Raw genomic sequence first — 16,093 nt, 5'->3', positions numbered from 1 at the left:
ATACGCCCCCGAAATCGTCTGGCCGTCCGGGGCGGCGGCCATACTGGGGCGGTCGGACAACCAGGCACCGGAGAGGGAGACCGTGACTCAGCAGCGGACCGTTCAGGCCGATCAGCCGCCGCACGATGTACTGGTGGTCGGTGGCAGCGGGGTGGACACCGTGGTCAGGGTCGACTCACTGCCCGTCCCGCTCGCCGACTCGGTCTCCGTGGGGCCGATCCGGGAGTGGCCCGGGCACACCGGAGGCAATGTGGCGATCGGCTGCCGGGCCCTGGGCCTGGATGTGAAGTTCCTCGACTACATGGGCGACGACTGGAGAGGGGAGCAGGTCCGTGAACGGCTCACGGCGGGCGGTGTGGACTTCGAGGCGCTGATCTCCCCCACCGGCACCCGGCGCGCCGTCAATCTCGTCGACCGGACGGGCCGCCGGATGTCCTTCCACGACGCCCGGGACCCGGAGGACCTGCGGATGCCGCGCGCGTTCTATCTGCCGCATCTGCGCCGCACCCGGCATGTCCATCTCTCCCTCACCAACTTCGCCCGCCATCTCTTCGACGACATCGAGGCGCTGGGGGTGCCGGTCTCCACGGACCTGCACGACTGGGACGGGCTGACCGACTACCACCGGGATTTCGCCTTCCGCGCCGATCTGGTGTTCCTCAGCGCGGCCGGCGCCAAGGAGCGGATCGCCTCGGTGATGCGGGAGATCCTGCGCGAGGGCCGGGCCGAGGCGGTGATAGCGACGGCCGGCGCGGGCGGCTCGTATCTGATGACCCGGGAGGGCGGCCGGTCCCCGCGCCCGGTGCCGGCCACCCCGCCGCCCGGTCCGGTGGTGGACTCCAACGGCGCGGGGGACGCGTATGTCTGCGGCTTCCTGCACGGCAGGCTGGCCGGCCGGAAGCTGGAGGAGTGCGCCCGGCTGGGCGCGCTGGCGGGCGCCCACGCCTGTACGGGGGAGGGCAGCGCGGCGCTGATCGGGCCCGACGACCTGCTGGTGGACAGCGTCTGAACGATCCGTGCGGGTCGGGGCGACGGACGGGCGTTGTCAGTGGCTCTTGGTAGAACTGCCCCATCAGTCGTTCCTCTCTCACGGCGTCTGGAGCATTCCGCCATGACCATCTCCGCCCACCTTCAGGAGTTGCACGGCCTGCCCGTGTACGTGTTCCCCGACGCCGGCGCCACCGCGGAGGCGGCGCCGGAGCTGCCGGACGCCGCCTCGGTGGCCTGGCGCATCACGGTCGGCGCGTATGACGCGAAGGAGACGTGGGAGGAGGCGTTCGCCCGCTTCCTCGGCGCCGTCGACAGCACGCGGGTGCGGGCGCTGATCGTCGGCGCCTGGCCCGATGCCTACGAGTCGGGCCCGGAGGCGGCGATCCACGCGATCATCGCCGCCCGGGACCGGCTGCCGGAGCTGCGCGCCCTGTTCGTCGGGGACATCGTCGGGGAGGAGTGCGAGATCTCCTGGATCATCCAGGGGCCGGTCGCCCCGCTGCTCGAAGCCTTCCCCGAGCTGCTGGAGTTCGGTGTCCGGGGCAGTCAGCAGCTGGTCCTGCCCGCCGTCCGGCACGAGCGGCTGCGCTCGCTCACGGTCGAGTCCGGGGGGCTGCGCGCCGAGGTGGTGCGGGCCGTCGCGGCCAGCGACCTCCCGGCGCTGGAGCGCCTCGATCTCTGGCTCGGCGTCGACGAGTACGGCGGGGACGCGACGGTGGCCGATCTGGCGCCGATCCTGGCGGGGACACGGCTGCCCGCGCTGCGCCGGCTGGCCCTGCGCAACAGCGAGAGGCAGGACGAGATCGCCGCGGCGGTGGCGGACGCCCCGGTGGTGGCGCGGCTGGAGACCCTCGACCTCTCGATGGGCACGCTCGGGGACGAGGGCGCGCGGGCCCTTCTCGCCGGCCGGCCGCTCACCCATCTGAAGAAGCTCGATCTGCACCACCACTTCATCGGGGAGGAGCTGCGGGAGCGGCTGCGCACCACGCTCGGCGCGGCCGGAGTGGAGGTCGACCTCTCCGAAGTCTCGGAGCCGGACGACTGGGACGACGACGAGCCGCACTACTACGTCGCGGTGGCCGAGTAACCGATGGCGGCCTTCCCCGGCGGCGTGGACCGGGAGCGACGGCTGACCGTCGTCGGGATCCCCGGCAACCGCCGCACGACGCTGTTCCAGGACGCCGTCCTGGCCGCCGGGCTGCCGCCCGCCCGGGTGGTGTCCTGGCTCGATGTGCTGCGCGGCCGGGCCGCGTTCGGGCCCGGCGAGACCGTACGGCTCGACTCGCCGGGCGAGGACCGCGAGGTGGACCGGCTGCTGCGCGGTGCCGAGGATCCCGCCAGGGTCGAGGGCACCGCTCTCTGGTACGCGCGGTTCACGGCCGCCGCCCGGGGGCTGGGCGAGCGCGCCCGCGCCGCCGGGGCGGAGCTGCTCGACGACCCCGCCGAGCTGGCGGTGCTCTTCGACAAGCGGCTCTGCCACGGCGCGCTGGACGCGGCGGGGGTACGGGTCCCCGCGTCGCCCACCTCGGGCCCGGCCGCGCCGACGGTCGCCGGCTGGGACGACGTACGGACCCTGATGGCCGCCGCCGGGCTGCGCCGGGCGTTCGTCAAGCCGGCCCACGGCTCCTCGGCCTCCGGGGTGCTGGCCCTGGAGACGGCGGGCCCCGGCCGGGTGCGGGCCACCACCTCCGTCGAGCGCGACGGGACGGGCCGGCTCTTCAACTCGCTGCGGGTGCGGACGTACGGGACGGAGCGCGAGGTGGCGGCGATCGTGGACGCCCTGGCGCCCGACGGGCTGCATATCGAGCAGTGGGTGCCCAAGTCCGCCCAGGCGGGCCGGACGGCCGATCTGCGGGTGGTGGTGGCCGGTGGCCGGGCCACCCACGCGGTGGTGCGGACCAGCCGCTCCCCCCTGACCAATCTCCATCTCGGCGGGGTCCGCGGCGATCTCGACGCGGCCCGCGCCGCCATCGAAGCGGCCGGGGGCAGCTGGGCCGGGGCGCTCGCGCTCTGCGAGCGCGCGGCGGCGTGTTTCCCGGACACCCACTGCGTGGGCGTAGATCTGCTGCCCGCCCTGGGCTGGCGCCGGTTCGCCGTCTGCGAGGTCAACGCCTTCGGTGATCTGCTGCCCCGGCTCACCGGGCTGCCCGGCACGGCGGCCGAGGGGATGGACACCTACGCGGCGCAGCTCGCCGCACTCCCCGCCCGGACAGCACGGACAGCACGGACGCATCCACAGACGCATACGCAGACACCTGCACGGATGCGACGAGCGACGGAGGACCGCCGTGCCCGCACCTGACATGAACGAGGTCGTCGGGCGGGACGATCTGCTGCTCGTCACCCTCGACACCCTGCGCTTCGACGTCGCCCAGGAGCTGGCCGGCGCGGGCCGGCTCCCGCATCTCGCCCGCCGTCTGCCGGGCGGACGCTGGGAGGAGCGGCACGCGCCCGGCAGCTTCACCTACGCCTCGCACCAGGCGATCTTCGCCGGATTCCTGCCCACGCCCGCCGCGCCCGGACCGCATCCGAGGCTGTTCGCCGCGCGCTTCGGCGGCAGCGAGTCCACGGCGGAGCGCACCTATGTCTTCGACACCCCCGATCTGGTCTCCGGCCTCGCGGCGGCCGGGTACCGCACGGTGTGCGTCGGCGGGGTCGGCTTCTTCAACAAGCGGGGGCCGCTGGGCTCCGTGCTGCCCGGGATGTTCCAGGAGAGCCACTGGGAGCCGGAGTTCGGGGTGACCTCACCGACCTCCTTCGAGTCCCAGATCGACCGCGCGGAGCAGGTGATCGCCGCGCTCGACCCCGGGCGGCGGCTGTTCCTCTTCGTCAACGTCCCCGCGCTGCACCAGCCCAACTGGTTCCATCTGCCCGGCGCCACCAGGGAGGCCGGCGACTCGCGCGCCACCCACGCCGCCGCGCTCGAATACGTCGACCGGCACATCGGCCGGCTCTTCGCGGCCATGAGCGGCCGGCGCCGCTGCTTCGCGATCGTCTGCTCCGACCACGGCACCGCCTACGGCGACGACGGCTGGACCGGCCACCGGCTGGGCCACGCGTCCGTCTGGACCGTGCCGTACGCCCACTTCTTCCTGGACCCCGGGACCACTCCATGAGCACCGCCCCCGTGACCGCGCCCGCCGCGGTCCGCCCGTACGAGAGCTATGTCTACGCCTATCCGCACAAGACGGCCTACCGTCCGCTGCCGGACCGGCCCGCGCTGCGCGCGCTGTGGGCCGGGCAGCGCACGGACGCCCTCTCGCTCTATCTGCACATCCCGTTCTGCGAAGTCCGCTGCGGCTTCTGCAATCTCTTCACCCGGATCGGCGCGCCCGGCGAGCTGACGACGCGCTATCTCGACGCCCTCGCCCGGCAGGCGACCGCCGTCCGGGAGGCGCTGGGGGACGACGGTCCCGTACGGTTCGCCGCCGCGGCCTTCGGCGGCGGCACCCCGACCTTCCTCACCGCCGGGGAGCTGGACCGGCTGTGCGACATCGCGGAGACCGGCGCCGGCGCCGATCTGCGGGCCGTGCCGCTCTCCGTCGAGACCTCCCCCGCCACGGCCACCGCCGACCGGCTCGCCGTCCTCGCCGACCGCGGCGCCACCCGGCTGAGCATCGGCGTCCAGAGCTTCGTCGAGGAGGAGGCGCGGGCGGCCGTACGTCCGCAGCGGCGCGCCGAGGTCGAGGCGGCGCTCGGCCGGATCCGCGACGCGCGCTTCCCCGTCCTCAACATCGATCTGATCTACGGCATCGACGGCCAGACCCCGGCGAGCTGGCGCCGCTCGCTGGACGCCGCGCTGGCCTGGCGGCCCGAGGAGCTGTATCTCTATCCGCTGTACGTCCGTCCGCTCACCGGCCTCGGCAGGCTCGGCGCGAGCGGCGACGCGGCCTGGGACGAGCAGCGGCTGCGGCTCTACCGGCAGGGCCGGGACCATCTCCTCGCCCAGGGGTACGAGCAGCGGTCCATGCGGATGTTCCGGCGGCCCGACGCGCCGTCCGAAGGCGCCGACGACTACGCGTGCCAGACCGACGGCATGATCGGCCTGGGCTGCGGGGCCCGTTCGTACACCGCCACGCTCCACTACTCCTTCGACTACGCCGTCGACATGCGCGAGATACGGTCGATCATCGACGCGTACACGACGACGGAGGACTTCTCGCGCGCGGAGGTCGGCCGCCGGGTCGACGGGGACGAGGCGCGCCGCCGCCATCTGCTCCAGTCGCTGCTCCAGGCCGCGGGGATGGAGGTGGCCGACTACCGCGAGCGGTTCGGCGGCGGGCCCGCCGAGGACTTCCCGGCCGAGCTGGCCCGGTTCGCGGCGCTCGGCTGGCTGGACCCGGCGGCGGGCCCCGGGCTGCTGCGGCTCTCCCCCGAGGGGCTGGCGCACTCGGACGCGCTGGGCCCGGCGCTCTTCTCCCCCGCCGTACGGGCCGCCATGGCCGCGTATCTGCCGAAGTGAGGCCGCTGTGGACCTGACGATCCTCTACCGCGGGCCGCTCGCCTCCTGCGACTACGACTGCCCGTACTGCCCGTTCGCGAAGCGGCGGGACAGCGGCGATCAGCTGCGCGCCGACCGGGCCGCGCTGGAGCGGTTCGCCGGCTGGGCCGCGCGGCCCGGGGAGGACCGGCTGTCGGTGCTGTTCACGCCCTGGGGCGAGGGCCTGACGCGGTCCTGGTACCGGCGGACGCTGGTGGAGCTGTCGCGGCTGCCGCATCTGCGCCGGGTGGCGATCCAGACGAATCTGAGCTGCCGCACCGGCTGGCTGGCGGACGCGGACCCGGCGAAGCTCGCGCTGTGGTGCACGTATCACCCCGGACAGACGCCGTACGACCGCTTTCTGACGAAGGCGCACGAGCTGACGGCGCTCGGTATCCGCTTCAGCGTGGGCGTCGTCGGTCTCGGAGACCATCTGGAGCAGGCCCGCCGGCTGCGCGCCGAGCTGCCCGCGCACGTCTATCTCTGGGTCAACGCGGCGGACGGGCACCGCTACACGGACGAGGAGGCCGCGCGCTGGACGGAGCTGGACCCGCTCTTCCCGTACAGCCGCGATCCGCACCGTTCGGCCGGACTGCCCTGCCGGACGGGCGAGTCGGTGATCTCCGTGGACGGCGAGGGCACCGTACGGCGCTGCCACTTCGTCCCCGCCGAGCTGGGCAATCTGTACGACGGCTCCTACCGGCGCGCGCTCGCGCCCCGGGCCTGCCCGCTCGCGGTCTGCGACTGCCACATCGGCTATGTGCACCTGGAGACGCTGCCGCTGTACGACGTCTTCGCCGGGGGCGTCCTGGAGCGGATCCCTGCCGGACCGCTCCCGCCCCGGGCCCCGGCGGCGCTCCCCGCGGTGGTCCCGGCGCGCCCGTAGCGCCGGGACCGGATGCTCAGGGCAGCGGCAGCAGGTCGGGCCGCTTCGCCTGGACGTGGTCGCCCGAGGACTCGCCGCGCAGCCTGCGCCCGATCCACGGCACCAGGTACTCGCGCGCCCAGTGGATGTCGTCGCGCCGTTCCTCCAGGGTGCCGCGCGGCGGCAGCGGCGGCCACGGCTGGTCCGGGTCCGCGGGCACCTCGACGCCGAGCACCTGGGCGGCGCGCAGCGCGACCCGGGTGTGCCCCTCGGGCGACAGATGCAGCCGGTCGCCGTCCCAGGCCCGCCGGTCCTGGACGGTCCGGAGGGACCAGAGGTCGAGTACGGGACAGCCGTAGCGGTCCGCGATGGCCCGGGTGTGTTCGTTGAACGTGGCGATCTTGCCGCGCAGATGGCGCAGTACGGGCACGCCACGGGTGTCGAAGCCGGTGGTCAGCAGGACGGTGCCGACGGAGCCGGTCAGATCGGCGACGGCGCGCTCAAGGCGCTCCGCGACATCGTCGGGGTCGCCGCCGGGCCGCAGGATGTCGTTCCCGCCCGCGCAGAAGGTCACCAGGTCCGGGGCGAGTTCCCGCGCCCGGGGGAGCTGCTCCTCGACGACCTGGTCCAGGAGCCGGCCGCGTACGGCGAGATTGGCGTAGCGGAAGTCCCCGTGCGCGGTGTCGGCCGTCGCGCCGGAGTCCGGGAGCCGGTCCGCGAGCAGGACCGCCAGCCGGTCCGCCCAGCCGACGAACCGCCCGTCGGGTCCTGGGTCCCCCACACCTTCCGTGAAGCTGTCGCCGATCGCCGCGTACGACTCGATTCCGCTGTTTCCTCTTGTTGTTCTCGAATCGTCTGCCACAGCGGACCATCTTCCTCCCGGCCATGTGACTTACGCGACCGTAAGGAGGGGTTGACCGTGGGTGAGAAACACCATCCGTCAAGTTTCGCCCAACCGGGAATAGCCGGGGAAAGGCGACCGCCCGGCACCGCGGTGCCGGGCGGTCGCCGCGCGTGCGGCGCGGTCGGGAGCGGGTTCAGACCGTGACGCCCTGCGAGCGGAGGTAGGCCACCGGGTCGATGTCCGAGCCGTAGTCCGGGCCGGTGCGGATCTCGAAGTGCAGGTGGGGGCCCGTGACATTGCCGGTGGCGCCGGAGACGCCTATCTGCTGCCCGGCGTTCACGCTCTGCCCGGCGGAGACGGACAGCGCGGAGAGGTGGGCGTACTGGGAGTACTTGCCGTCGCTGTGCTGGACGACGACCTGGTTGCCGTACGAGCCGCCCCAGCCGGCCGCGACGACGGTGCCCGTGCCGACCGCCCGGACGGTGGAGCCGGCGGAGGCGAGGAAGTCCACACCGGTGTGGTAGCCGCTGGACCAGCTGCCGCCCGACGCGCGGTACGACGTGCCGATCGGCGCGTCCACGGGCTTGAGGAAGCCGGAACCGGTGGTCTGCGTGGCCGTGTTGGACGACGCCGTGCCGGAGGAGGTACCGGCGGAGGTGCCGGAGTCCGAGGACGTACGGCCGGACGACGCGGACTCGGACGCCTTCGCCGGGGCCTCGCTCCGGGGAGCGGACGCGGCCGGCGCGGAGGACGTACGGGTGGGGGCGGCCGAGGTACGGGCGGGGGCGGCCGACGCCGCCTTCGCGCCGAGCGTCAGCTTCAGCCCGGGGTGGATCAGACCGGGGTCGGCGCCGATGGCCTGGCGGTTGTCCTCGTACAGCCGCTGCCAGCCGCCCTTGACCCGCTGCTCGACGGCGATCTTCGACAGATAGTCGCCGGAGACCACGGAGTAGGTACGGGCCGTCGTCCTGGTGCCGATTTGCGTGGCGGCGGTCCCCTGCGCGGCGGTCGCGGTCGACGCCGTGGCCGTGCTCGTGGTGGACGCGCTCCGCGCCGTCGCCGTGTCCGTCGTCGCCGGGGCCGCCTTCGGGGCGACGGCGGGGGCGGTCTGGCCGGCGGCGTGCGCGCCGGTGGCGCCGATGAGCGGCAGCGCGATGGCGGCGCCGCCCGTACTCGCGGCGATGAAGCGGCGCGACAGCGGATTGTTCTTCGGTCGGCGGTGCTTACCCTTCGCGGGCATGTGCGTTCCTCTCCGGCGCCATACGAGGTGAGCTGTCGGGTTCGGGCTGGAGCTGCCCGGCCGCGCGTGGTGCGCGGCTTCACCCCGAGCCGGTCCGGAACACCCGGATCGGCGTACTGCCTGGGTCCCCCGCTCCTGCCACACGTGAAGGGTTCGGGTGTGGGTCCCCGGGCAGTGGCAGGATTCGGCGTTCCGCCCGGATTGAGGGTGAACGTAGGCGAGTCGGACGTCCGGTACAAGCAGTTGTTTTCAGCCGCAGGAGTTGACCGGAATATCATCACGCACCACCCGTCACCCTGCGTCGATGACCGATCTTCGAATCCCCCATGGGGTTGGCTTTACCTTCGAGGGCGCCGCCACGGAACGTCACCGTTATGATTCCGCTCACGGACCGCACCCCATCTCCCCTATTAACAGGGCAGTTTGGGTTCAATGAGTCATTACGGACAGATGCCTCGCGGTCACCTCCTCGGCTCCGAACCCATGTCGTATCGTCAGGACACGACCTCGTCGGCGAGCCGCGCCGACGGCAGACACGGAGGAGCCGCCGTGACGCAGCAGCTGCCGCAAGTCCCGTCGACAGAGCCCGAACTGTCCGGTGTGCGCAACTTCCGTGACGTGGGCGGCCTGCCGACCACGGACGGCCGGCGGGTGCGCGGCGGCACGCTCTTCCGCAGCGGCCATCTCGCCCACGCCACCGACGCCGACGCGGCGTTCCTCACCGGCCTGGGGCTGCACACGGTCTTCGACTTCCGCAACTCCGCCGATATGAAGCTGGACGGCGAGGATGTGGCACTGCCCGGCGTCCGGCATGTGAACATCCCGCTCTCCGACCCGGCCGACGGCGCCGAGTTCTGGCGGATGGTGCGGGACGGCGATCTCGGCCAACTGCGCTCGCTCCTCTCGGAGGACAGGGCGGCGGCCCGGATGATCGGCTCGTACCGGACGATCATCACGGACCGCACCGCCGAGCACAGCCGGGTGCTGCACGCGCTCGCCGAGGACAGCGTCCCGGCGCTGATGCACTGCGCGGCGGGCAAGGACCGCGCCGGGCTCTCCGTCGCGATCGCCCTGCTCGCGGTCGGGGTCGAGCCCGACGCGATCGAGGCCGACTACCTCAAGTCGAACGACCCGCACCGCCGCTACCGGGTCCGCCGCGGCGACGGCTCCCCGGCCGACGAGTCCGCCGAGGTGATGGAGCTGCTCAGCCCGCTCTTCGACGCCCGCGCCGAGTACCTCGCGGCGGCCTTCGAGAGCATCACCACCACCTGGGGCAGCACCGACCGCTATCTCTCCGAGGGGCTCGGACTCACCCCCGCGACCCGCGACCGGCTGCGCGCCCGGCTCCTCGACGACGGCGACAGCAACGGCGACGGCAACGGCTGACGCGGTCTACCCCCTGCCGCCCATCTCGAAGAGCAGGTAGAGGAACGCGGCGAAGAGATGGCCCGCCACCAGATAGGCGAAGAGCCGGATGACCAGCCCCCGGGGGAACTTCTTCTCCTCGTCCATGATCCGTTCCGGCCGGGGCTCCGGCCCGGCCGGATCCGCGGGACCGGTGGCGGGCACGGGCTTCTCTGTCTCCGACATGGCGGCGGGCCTCTCTCGGCGGGTCAGCTGCGACGGGCCCCGCCGCCGAGGCACAGCTCGGTGGCGGGACTCTGCAACAGGGTGTGGACGAAGAGCAGCTCGGTCCCCCCGGGACCGGCCGCGGCGATCCGGTGCGGGGTGAGCGAGTCGAAGTGCGCGCTGTCCCCGGGCGCGAGCACATGCGCGGTGTCGCCGAGGTAGAGCCGCAGCGGCCCGGTAAGGACATAGAGCCACTCCTCCCCCGGGTGGACCCGGACGAGGTCCCCCTGTGCCCCGTACGGCACCTGGAGGCGCAGCGGCTGCATCGCCCGGCCGGGGCTGCCGGCCTGGTGGTACGTCCAGCCGTCGGCCTCCGCGGGCACCGGCCGGCCGGCCCGGACGATGGGGTCGCGCTCGGGCGTCACCTCCCCGAGCAGTTCGGAGACGGTCGTACCGTAGATACGGGCCAGACCGAGCAGCATGGGCAGCGACGGCTGCCGGCGCCCCGTCTCCAGCCGGGAGAGGTGCGCGGGCGACAGCCCGGCCCGGCGGGCCGCGGCCTCCAGGGTGAGGCGGCGGCCCCGGCGCAGCTCGCGCAGGCGGGGCGCGACGTCGGGGAGCTGTTCGGGCAGTTCGCCGGCCGCCTCTCCGGCGGGAGGTGTGCTCATGCCCCCATTGCGCCAGTATCTTTCCTCAGAGGCAAATTTCTTGCCCCAGAGGCAACCCGCCCGCTTCGAAGAGGATCTACCGGTTGGCGACGGCCTGTTTCACCAGGGTCCGTCCGAAGTCCCACATGAGGCCGCCACCGCTGTGGGCGTCGTCCATGACGGCCGTGAAGGCGGTCACGAAGCGGTCAACCTCCCGTTCACCGATGGTCAGCGGCGGAATCAGCTTGATCACTTCCAGCCGGTCGCCGGAGACCTGGGTGAGGATACGGTGCTTCTGGAGCAGCGGTACGACCACCATCTGTGCGAAGAGCCCCTTGCGGGCGGCCTGGAGCATCGTCCAGCGGCCGCGCAGCCGCACCGATCGGGGCCGGCCGAACTCGATACCGATCATCAGGCCCCGGCCGCGTACCTCCGACAGCAGCTCGTAGCGGTCGACGAGCGCCGCCAGCCGGGTCCTGAGCAGATCGCCGGTGGCCCGCGCGTTGGCGACGATCTCCTCGTCCGCCATCACCGAGAGGACGGCCAGACCGGCCGCCATGGCCTGGGCGTTCGAGCCGAAGCTCGCCGAGTGGACCAGGACGCGGTCCATCGAGGAGTAGACCTTCTGGAAGATCCAGTCCTTGCCGAGCGTCGCGCCGACGGGCACATAGCCGCCGGAGAGCGCCTTGGCCACACAGACCAGGTCCGGTTCGACGCCGTCCTCGTGCTGGTACGCGTAAAAGTCGCCGGTCCTGCCGAGTCCGGTCTGCACCTCGTCGGCGATGAGCAGCGCCTTGTGGCGGTGCAGCAGCTCCTGCGCGGCCCGCAGAAAGCCGGGCGGCGCCGCGTGGACGCCCTTGCCCTGGATCGGCTCGACCACGAAGGCGGCCACATCGCCGCGGCGCAGCTCCCGTTCGAGCGCGTCGAGATCGCCGAGCGGGATCGCGGTGTCGGGCAGCAGGGGGGCGAATCCGTCGCGGAAGCCGTCCTCTCCGTTGACGGAGAGGGAGCCGGTGGTCAGCCCGTGGAAGGCGTGCGGGCAGTAGAGGATCCGCGGCTTTCCGGTGGCGTAACGGGCGAACTTGAGCGCGGTCTCGACCGCTTCCGTACCGCTGTTGCCGAAGAACACCCGGTCGAGGTGGGGGCTGTGGGCGAGGAGCCGCTCGGCGAGCAGTCCGGGCAGCGGCTGGCAGTCGAAGCGGGTGAGGTCGGCGAGGGAGGCGTCGAGGACGTCGTGGAGCGCCTTGCGGACGACGGGGTGGTGCCGGCCGAGGCCCATCACCCCGAAGCCGGCGAGCATGTCGAGGTAGTCGTCGCCCCGGTCGTCCCAGAAGTAGGCGCCCTCGGCCCGTTCGTAGACGCGGTCGAAGCCGATGGTGCGCAGCATGCGCGGGAGTTGGTGGTTGAGATACCGGGTGTGCAGCTCGTAGCGCTCCGCGCTCCGCTCGGCGAGGAGCTTTCCCAGGTCGAAGCCCTCGGGTTCGGTGGTCATGCCATGGCCTCCTTGGGACCGGTTACGGAACCGAGCACGGAACCGGCCGGTGGCGCCCAGCTCTCCGGCGCCACCGGCTCAGAGCCTGTCGCCCGTGGTGGTGCCGGTCGTCACCGCGTGCCGACGACCGTCTCGCGGGCCGCCCGCAGGGACTCCTTCAGCGAGCCCATGGTGGCGAGGACGGCGGTCGGTTCGTAGCCGCAGTGCGCCATGCAGTTGGCGCAGCGCGGGTCCTTGCCGCGGCCGTACTTGCTCCAGTCGGTCTCCTCGACCAGCTGACGGTACGTCGGCACATACCCGTCGCTCATCAGATAGCAGGGCCGCTGCCAGCCGAAGAGCGAGTAGTTGGGGATGGCCCAGGCCGTGCACGGGAAGTCGGCCTTGCCTTCGAGGAAGTCCAGGAAGAGCGGCGAGTGGTTCAGCCGCCAGCGCGCCCGGTTGCCGCCGGCGAACGCCTTCCGGAAGAGTTCCCGGGTCTGCTCGACCCCCAGGAAGTGCTCCTGGTCGGGGGCCTTCTCGTAGGCGTAGGCGGGCGAGATCATCATCTCGTCCACCTTCAGCTCGTCGTTGAGGTAGTTGAGCACCTCGATGATCGTCTGCGGGGTGTCGGTGTTGAAGAAGGTGGAGTTGGTGGTGACCCGGAAGCCGCGGCGCTTGGCCTCCTTGATCGCCGCCACCGCCTCGTCGAACACGCCTTCCTTGGCGACGGACTCGTCGTGCCGCTCGCGCAGGCCGTCGATGTGCACGGCGAAGGCGAAGTACGGCGAGGGGGTGAACTTGTCGAGCTTCTTGCGCATGAGCATCGCGTTGGTGCAGAGGAAGACGTACTTCCTTCTGGCCACCAGCTGGCGGACGATCTCGTCGATCTGCGGGTGCATCAGCGGTTCGCCGCCGGCGATGGAGACCATCGGCGCGCCGGACTCCAGCACCGCGCCGACGGCCTGGGCGACGGGCATGCGCTGCTTCAGCACCCCGGCGGGGTGCTGGATCTTCCCGCATCCCTCACAGGCGAGATTGCAGGCGAAGAGGGGTTCCAGCTCGACGATGAGCGGAAACTTCTCCCGCTTGCGCAGCTTCTGTTCGAAGAGGTACGTCCCGACCCTGATGGTCTGACGGAGTGGCATGGCCATCTAGCTCACCTCCTGGGGAGCAGCAAAGAACGGTGCCATTCATGGAAAGCGGGGAGGACGGCACGGAGAACACGAAAGGCTGATATTCCACCGCGTACCGTGCCGATACGGACCAGCTCATGCTCGGGAGCGTCCACGATCACCCGGACGGCGGCAACCGGGCGGGGGCCGGCCAGCAGGGCGGTCCGGAGCGTGGCGGCGGACTCCATGTCCACCGCGAGGGCCCCGGTGGTCCGCAGCGCGGCCCGTTCCCGGCCGCGCACCACATGGTCGGAGCCGGTCAGCGGGCCGGTGTGGACCGTATGCCCGGGTACGGCTCTGACCAGGGCGTCGACCAGCGCCCCGACCCCGGTGCAGGGGGTGGTGGCGTCCGGGCCGCGGGTCTCCTCGGCGACGATCAGGTCGCCCGGGTTCATTCCGGGGGCGAGCCCGGCGCAGAACCCGGAGGCGAGGACGGCCGCGTCCCGGTGCCGGGGCTCCGCGAGCGCGCGTGCCACGGCGCGCTCGGCGTTCCCGGGGCCCATGCCGGTACGGAGCAGGGTCACCGGCCCGGCCGCCCCGGCCCCGCCGCCGCGCGGGGCGGCGCGCAGGGCGAGGCGTTCGATACCGAGCGCGCAGGCGAGGAGCAGCGGCACGCCCGGACCGGCGCCGCCCGGCGTACCGGAGTCACCGGTGGTACCGGGGCGCGAGGACGGCCCCGGGGACCGTGTCATCAGCCGGCCTTGCGCGTGCCGGCGAGGGCGGTGAGGGCCTTGGGCTCTCCGTGGACGTACCGGCCGAGCGCGGTGAGCGGGAAGACCTGCCGGTACAGGTGGTAGTTGATGGAGAAGTCCCAGGGGAAGCCGGTGCCGGTGAAGTACGGCTCGTCCCAGGAGCCGTCCTCCCGCTGGGTCCCGGCGAGCCAGGCGATGCCCCGCTCGACGGACTTGCTCTCCCGTTCCCCGGCGGCCAGCAGCGCGAGCAGCGCCCAGGCGGTCTGTGAGGCGGTGGTGGCGCCGTGCCCGATCCAGCCCTCCTCGCGGTACGAGCGCAGGTCCTCGCCCCAGCCGCCGTCCTCGTTCTGGACGGATTCGAGCCAGGAGACGGCGCGTCGGATCGCGGGGTGGGCGGGCGGCAGTCCGGCGGCGGTGAGCGCGGGCACCACCGCCCCCGTCCCGTACACGTAGTTGACGCCCCAGCGGCCGAACCAGCCGCCGAAGGTCTCCTGTTCGGCGAGGAGCCACTCGACCCCGCGCCGGGTGACCGGGTGGTGGGCCCTGCCCTCGTAGGCGAGCATCTCGACGACATGCGCGGTGACATCGGCGGAGGGCGGGTCGATGACCTCGCCGAAGTCGCAGAACGGCAGCCGGTTGGGGAAGGGACTGGTGTTGTCGGCGTCGAAGGCGCCCCAGGCCCCGTTCCGCGACTGCATGCCCAGGTTCCACCGGGCGCCGCGCTCGATGGCCGCGTCGAGCCGCTCGGGGTCGGGGTGGCCGACCCGGCGGAGCGCGAGAATCACCTCGGCGGTGTCGTCGATGTCGGGGTAGTTGTCGTTGTGGAACTCGAACGCCCAGCCGCCGGGGGTGAGTCCGGGGCGGCGCACGGCCCAGTCGCCGGGGCGGACGATCTGCTCGCCGATCATCCAGTCGGCGGCCTTGACCAGCGCCGGATGGTCGGGGCTCAGTCCGGCGTCGGCGAGGGCGATGGTCGCGAGGCAGGTGTCCCAGACCGGGGACTGGCACGCCTCGATCATCCGGGCGCCGTCCTCGCGCCAGACGGCGAACCGGTCGAGCGATTCGAGTCCGGCGCGCATGATCGGGTGGTCGAGGTCGTAGCCGAGCAGATGCAGGGCCATCACGGAGTAGACGGCGGGCGGCTGGATCCCGCCCCAGCAGCCGTCGTTCTCCTGGCGCTCGATGATCCACCGGGCGGCGGCGTTCATGGCGCCGCGGCGGAGTCTGCGCGGGGCGACCCGGTGGTAGAGGTGCAGGGCCTTGTCCAGGCGCTGGAAGACCCCGTCCCAGCTGGCCACGGGCGCGAGCGCGGGTCCGGCGGTCCCGGCGGTGGGGGCCGCGTGGAGTTCGTCCAGGGGGAAGGGCGCGGGCCGTACGGGCCGTTTCGCCGAGACGATGGTGAGCGGCACGATGGTCTGGCGGGCCCAGCAGCCGAAGTCGTAGATGTTGAGCGGGAACCACTTGGGCAGGAAGACCAGTTCGGGCGGGAGTTCGGGCAGGTCGTCCCACTTCCACCAGCCGAAGAGCGCCAGCCAGACCCGGGTGAAGACCCGGCTCGCGGCGATGCCGCCCCGGTCGCGTACCCACTGGGCGGCGCGCGCCATGTGCGGGTCGTCGGGCCGGTCCCCGGCCAGCCGCAGCGCCACATACGCCTCGACGGTGGCGGAGAGGTCGGGGGGGCCGCCGTAGAAGGTGGCCCAGGTGCCGTCGGAGCGCTGTTCGCCCCGGATGAAGAGGCCGGCGGCGTGGGTGACGCGGGGGTCCTGGAGGCCGAGGAACTGACGGAGCAGCAGATCCTCGGCGTCCATCGTCACATTGGTGGCGAGGTCGCCCTTCCACCAGCCCTGGGCGTCCTGTCGGCCGAGCAGATGTTCGACGGAGCGTGCGGTGGCCCGCTCGGCGGCGACCCGGAGGTCACCGCCCGGGTCGGGCCGCGCGGTGTCGGTCGTTCCGTTGCCCGAGGGTGCGCGGGGTCCCACGGCCCCGGTGCTTCCGTCGGTCGTCGCTGTCATGGCTTCCCCTTCGTGCAGTGGTGTGCTTCTGCTGTGCTGGGGTCTCCGTCGTCCGACGCACGGTCAAGGGCGGCGGACGGCGACTGCTCGGGATATGGGGGTCATCACCCA

15 protein-coding genes and 1 riboswitch are annotated in these 16,093 nt (G+C 72.6%); of the genes, 7 read left to right on the top strand and 8 right to left on the bottom strand.

The genetic code is table 11. From position 1 onward, the window contains the following. The first annotated feature begins 130 nt into the window (after positions 1-130). From DVK44_RS30925 to DVK44_RS30900, 6 genes are all read left to right on the top strand, one after another. Positions 131-1,009, top strand: coding sequence for a carbohydrate kinase family protein (locus DVK44_RS30925; RefSeq protein ID WP_228447704.1), 879 nt, complete (start codon positions 131-133; stop codon positions 1,007-1,009). A 102-nt stretch (positions 1,010-1,111) separates the two neighbouring features. Next, positions 1,112-2,077 carry an STM4015 family protein gene (locus tag DVK44_RS30920; RefSeq protein WP_114663928.1) on the top strand — a complete coding sequence of 322 codons (966 nt, stop codon included), beginning with the start codon at positions 1,112-1,114 and terminating at the stop codon, positions 2,075-2,077. A gap of 3 nt (positions 2,078-2,080) precedes the next feature. Then, the gene (locus DVK44_RS30915; RefSeq protein ID WP_181957570.1) at positions 2,081-3,292 is read left to right on the top strand and encodes an STM4014 family protein; all 1,212 of its coding nucleotides are present in this window, start codon (positions 2,081-2,083) and stop codon (positions 3,290-3,292) included. Between the two features lies 1 nt (position 3,293). Then, positions 3,294-4,106, top strand: a complete 813-nt coding sequence (locus DVK44_RS30910; RefSeq protein ID WP_114663927.1) for an STM4013/SEN3800 family hydrolase — start codon at positions 3,294-3,296, stop codon at positions 4,104-4,106. Then, a complete protein-coding gene (locus DVK44_RS30905) occupies positions 4,103-5,452 on the top strand; it encodes an STM4012 family radical SAM protein (RefSeq protein WP_114663926.1) in 1,350 nt (449 codons plus the stop codon). Before DVK44_RS30910 ends, DVK44_RS30905 begins: the two co-directional genes overlap by 4 nt. A 7-nt stretch (positions 5,453-5,459) precedes the next feature. Next, positions 5,460-6,356 carry an STM4011 family radical SAM protein gene (locus DVK44_RS30900; protein WP_114663925.1) on the top strand — a complete coding sequence of 299 codons (897 nt, stop codon included), beginning with the start codon at positions 5,460-5,462 and terminating at the stop codon, positions 6,354-6,356. Positions 6,357-6,372: 16 nt separating this feature from the next. On the opposite strand, the gene DVK44_RS30895 is transcribed toward DVK44_RS30900, so the two are convergent. Both DVK44_RS30895 and DVK44_RS30890 read right to left on the bottom strand, forming a co-directional pair. After that, positions 6,373-7,197, bottom strand: coding sequence for an SGNH/GDSL hydrolase family protein (locus DVK44_RS30895; protein WP_114663924.1), 825 nt, complete (start codon positions 7,195-7,197; stop codon positions 6,373-6,375). 175 nt (positions 7,198-7,372) lie between these two features. Next, positions 7,373-8,419, bottom strand: a complete 1,047-nt coding sequence (locus tag DVK44_RS30890; protein WP_114663923.1) for a M23 family metallopeptidase — start codon at positions 8,417-8,419, stop codon at positions 7,373-7,375. A gap of 21 nt (positions 8,420-8,440) precedes the next feature. Continuing rightward, positions 8,441-8,574: riboswitch (cyclic di-AMP (ydaO/yuaA leader) on the bottom strand. Positions 8,575-8,968: 394 nt separating this feature from the next. Between DVK44_RS30890 and DVK44_RS30885 the strand changes: the two genes are divergently transcribed. After that, positions 8,969-9,805 (top strand): tyrosine-protein phosphatase, encoded by an 837-nt coding sequence (locus tag DVK44_RS30885; RefSeq protein WP_162794130.1) that lies wholly within the window; start codon positions 8,969-8,971, stop codon positions 9,803-9,805. A gap of 6 nt (positions 9,806-9,811) precedes the next feature. On the opposite strand, the gene DVK44_RS30880 is transcribed toward DVK44_RS30885, so the two are convergent. The 6 genes from DVK44_RS30880 to shc form a co-directional block, all read right to left on the bottom strand. Beyond that, positions 9,812-10,009, bottom strand: coding sequence for a DUF6126 family protein (locus tag DVK44_RS30880; protein ID WP_114663922.1), 198 nt, complete (start codon positions 10,007-10,009; stop codon positions 9,812-9,814). Between the two features lie 23 nt (positions 10,010-10,032). Next, entirely contained in the window at positions 10,033-10,656 is a 624-nt protein-coding gene (locus tag DVK44_RS30875; protein ID WP_114663921.1) for a helix-turn-helix domain-containing protein, read from the bottom strand. 76 nt (positions 10,657-10,732) lie between these two features. Then, positions 10,733-12,127, bottom strand: coding sequence for an aspartate aminotransferase family protein (locus tag DVK44_RS30870; RefSeq protein ID WP_114663920.1), 1,395 nt, complete (start codon positions 12,125-12,127; stop codon positions 10,733-10,735). Positions 12,128-12,237: 110 nt separating this feature from the next. Next, a complete protein-coding gene (gene hpnH, locus DVK44_RS30865) occupies positions 12,238-13,257 on the bottom strand; it encodes an adenosyl-hopene transferase HpnH (RefSeq protein ID WP_114663919.1) in 1,020 nt (339 codons plus the stop codon). A gap of 5 nt (positions 13,258-13,262) precedes the next feature. Next, the gene (locus DVK44_RS30860) at positions 13,263-13,970 is read right to left on the bottom strand and encodes a phosphorylase family protein (RefSeq protein ID WP_114663918.1); all 708 of its coding nucleotides are present in this window, start codon (positions 13,968-13,970) and stop codon (positions 13,263-13,265) included. Continuing rightward, the gene (gene shc, locus DVK44_RS30855; protein ID WP_114663917.1) at positions 13,970-15,982 is read right to left on the bottom strand and encodes a squalene--hopene cyclase; all 2,013 of its coding nucleotides are present in this window, start codon (positions 15,980-15,982) and stop codon (positions 13,970-13,972) included. Before shc ends, DVK44_RS30860 begins: the two co-directional genes overlap by 1 nt. Between the last annotated feature and the right edge of the window lie 111 nt (positions 15,983-16,093).

The organism is Streptomyces paludis, assembly GCF_003344965.1.
GTDB classification, from domain to species: domain Bacteria; phylum Actinomycetota; class Actinomycetes; order Streptomycetales; family Streptomycetaceae; genus Streptomyces; species Streptomyces paludis.
Note: the sequence above shows the minus strand (reverse complement) of the source record. Positions and strands in the feature narration are given on the sequence as shown.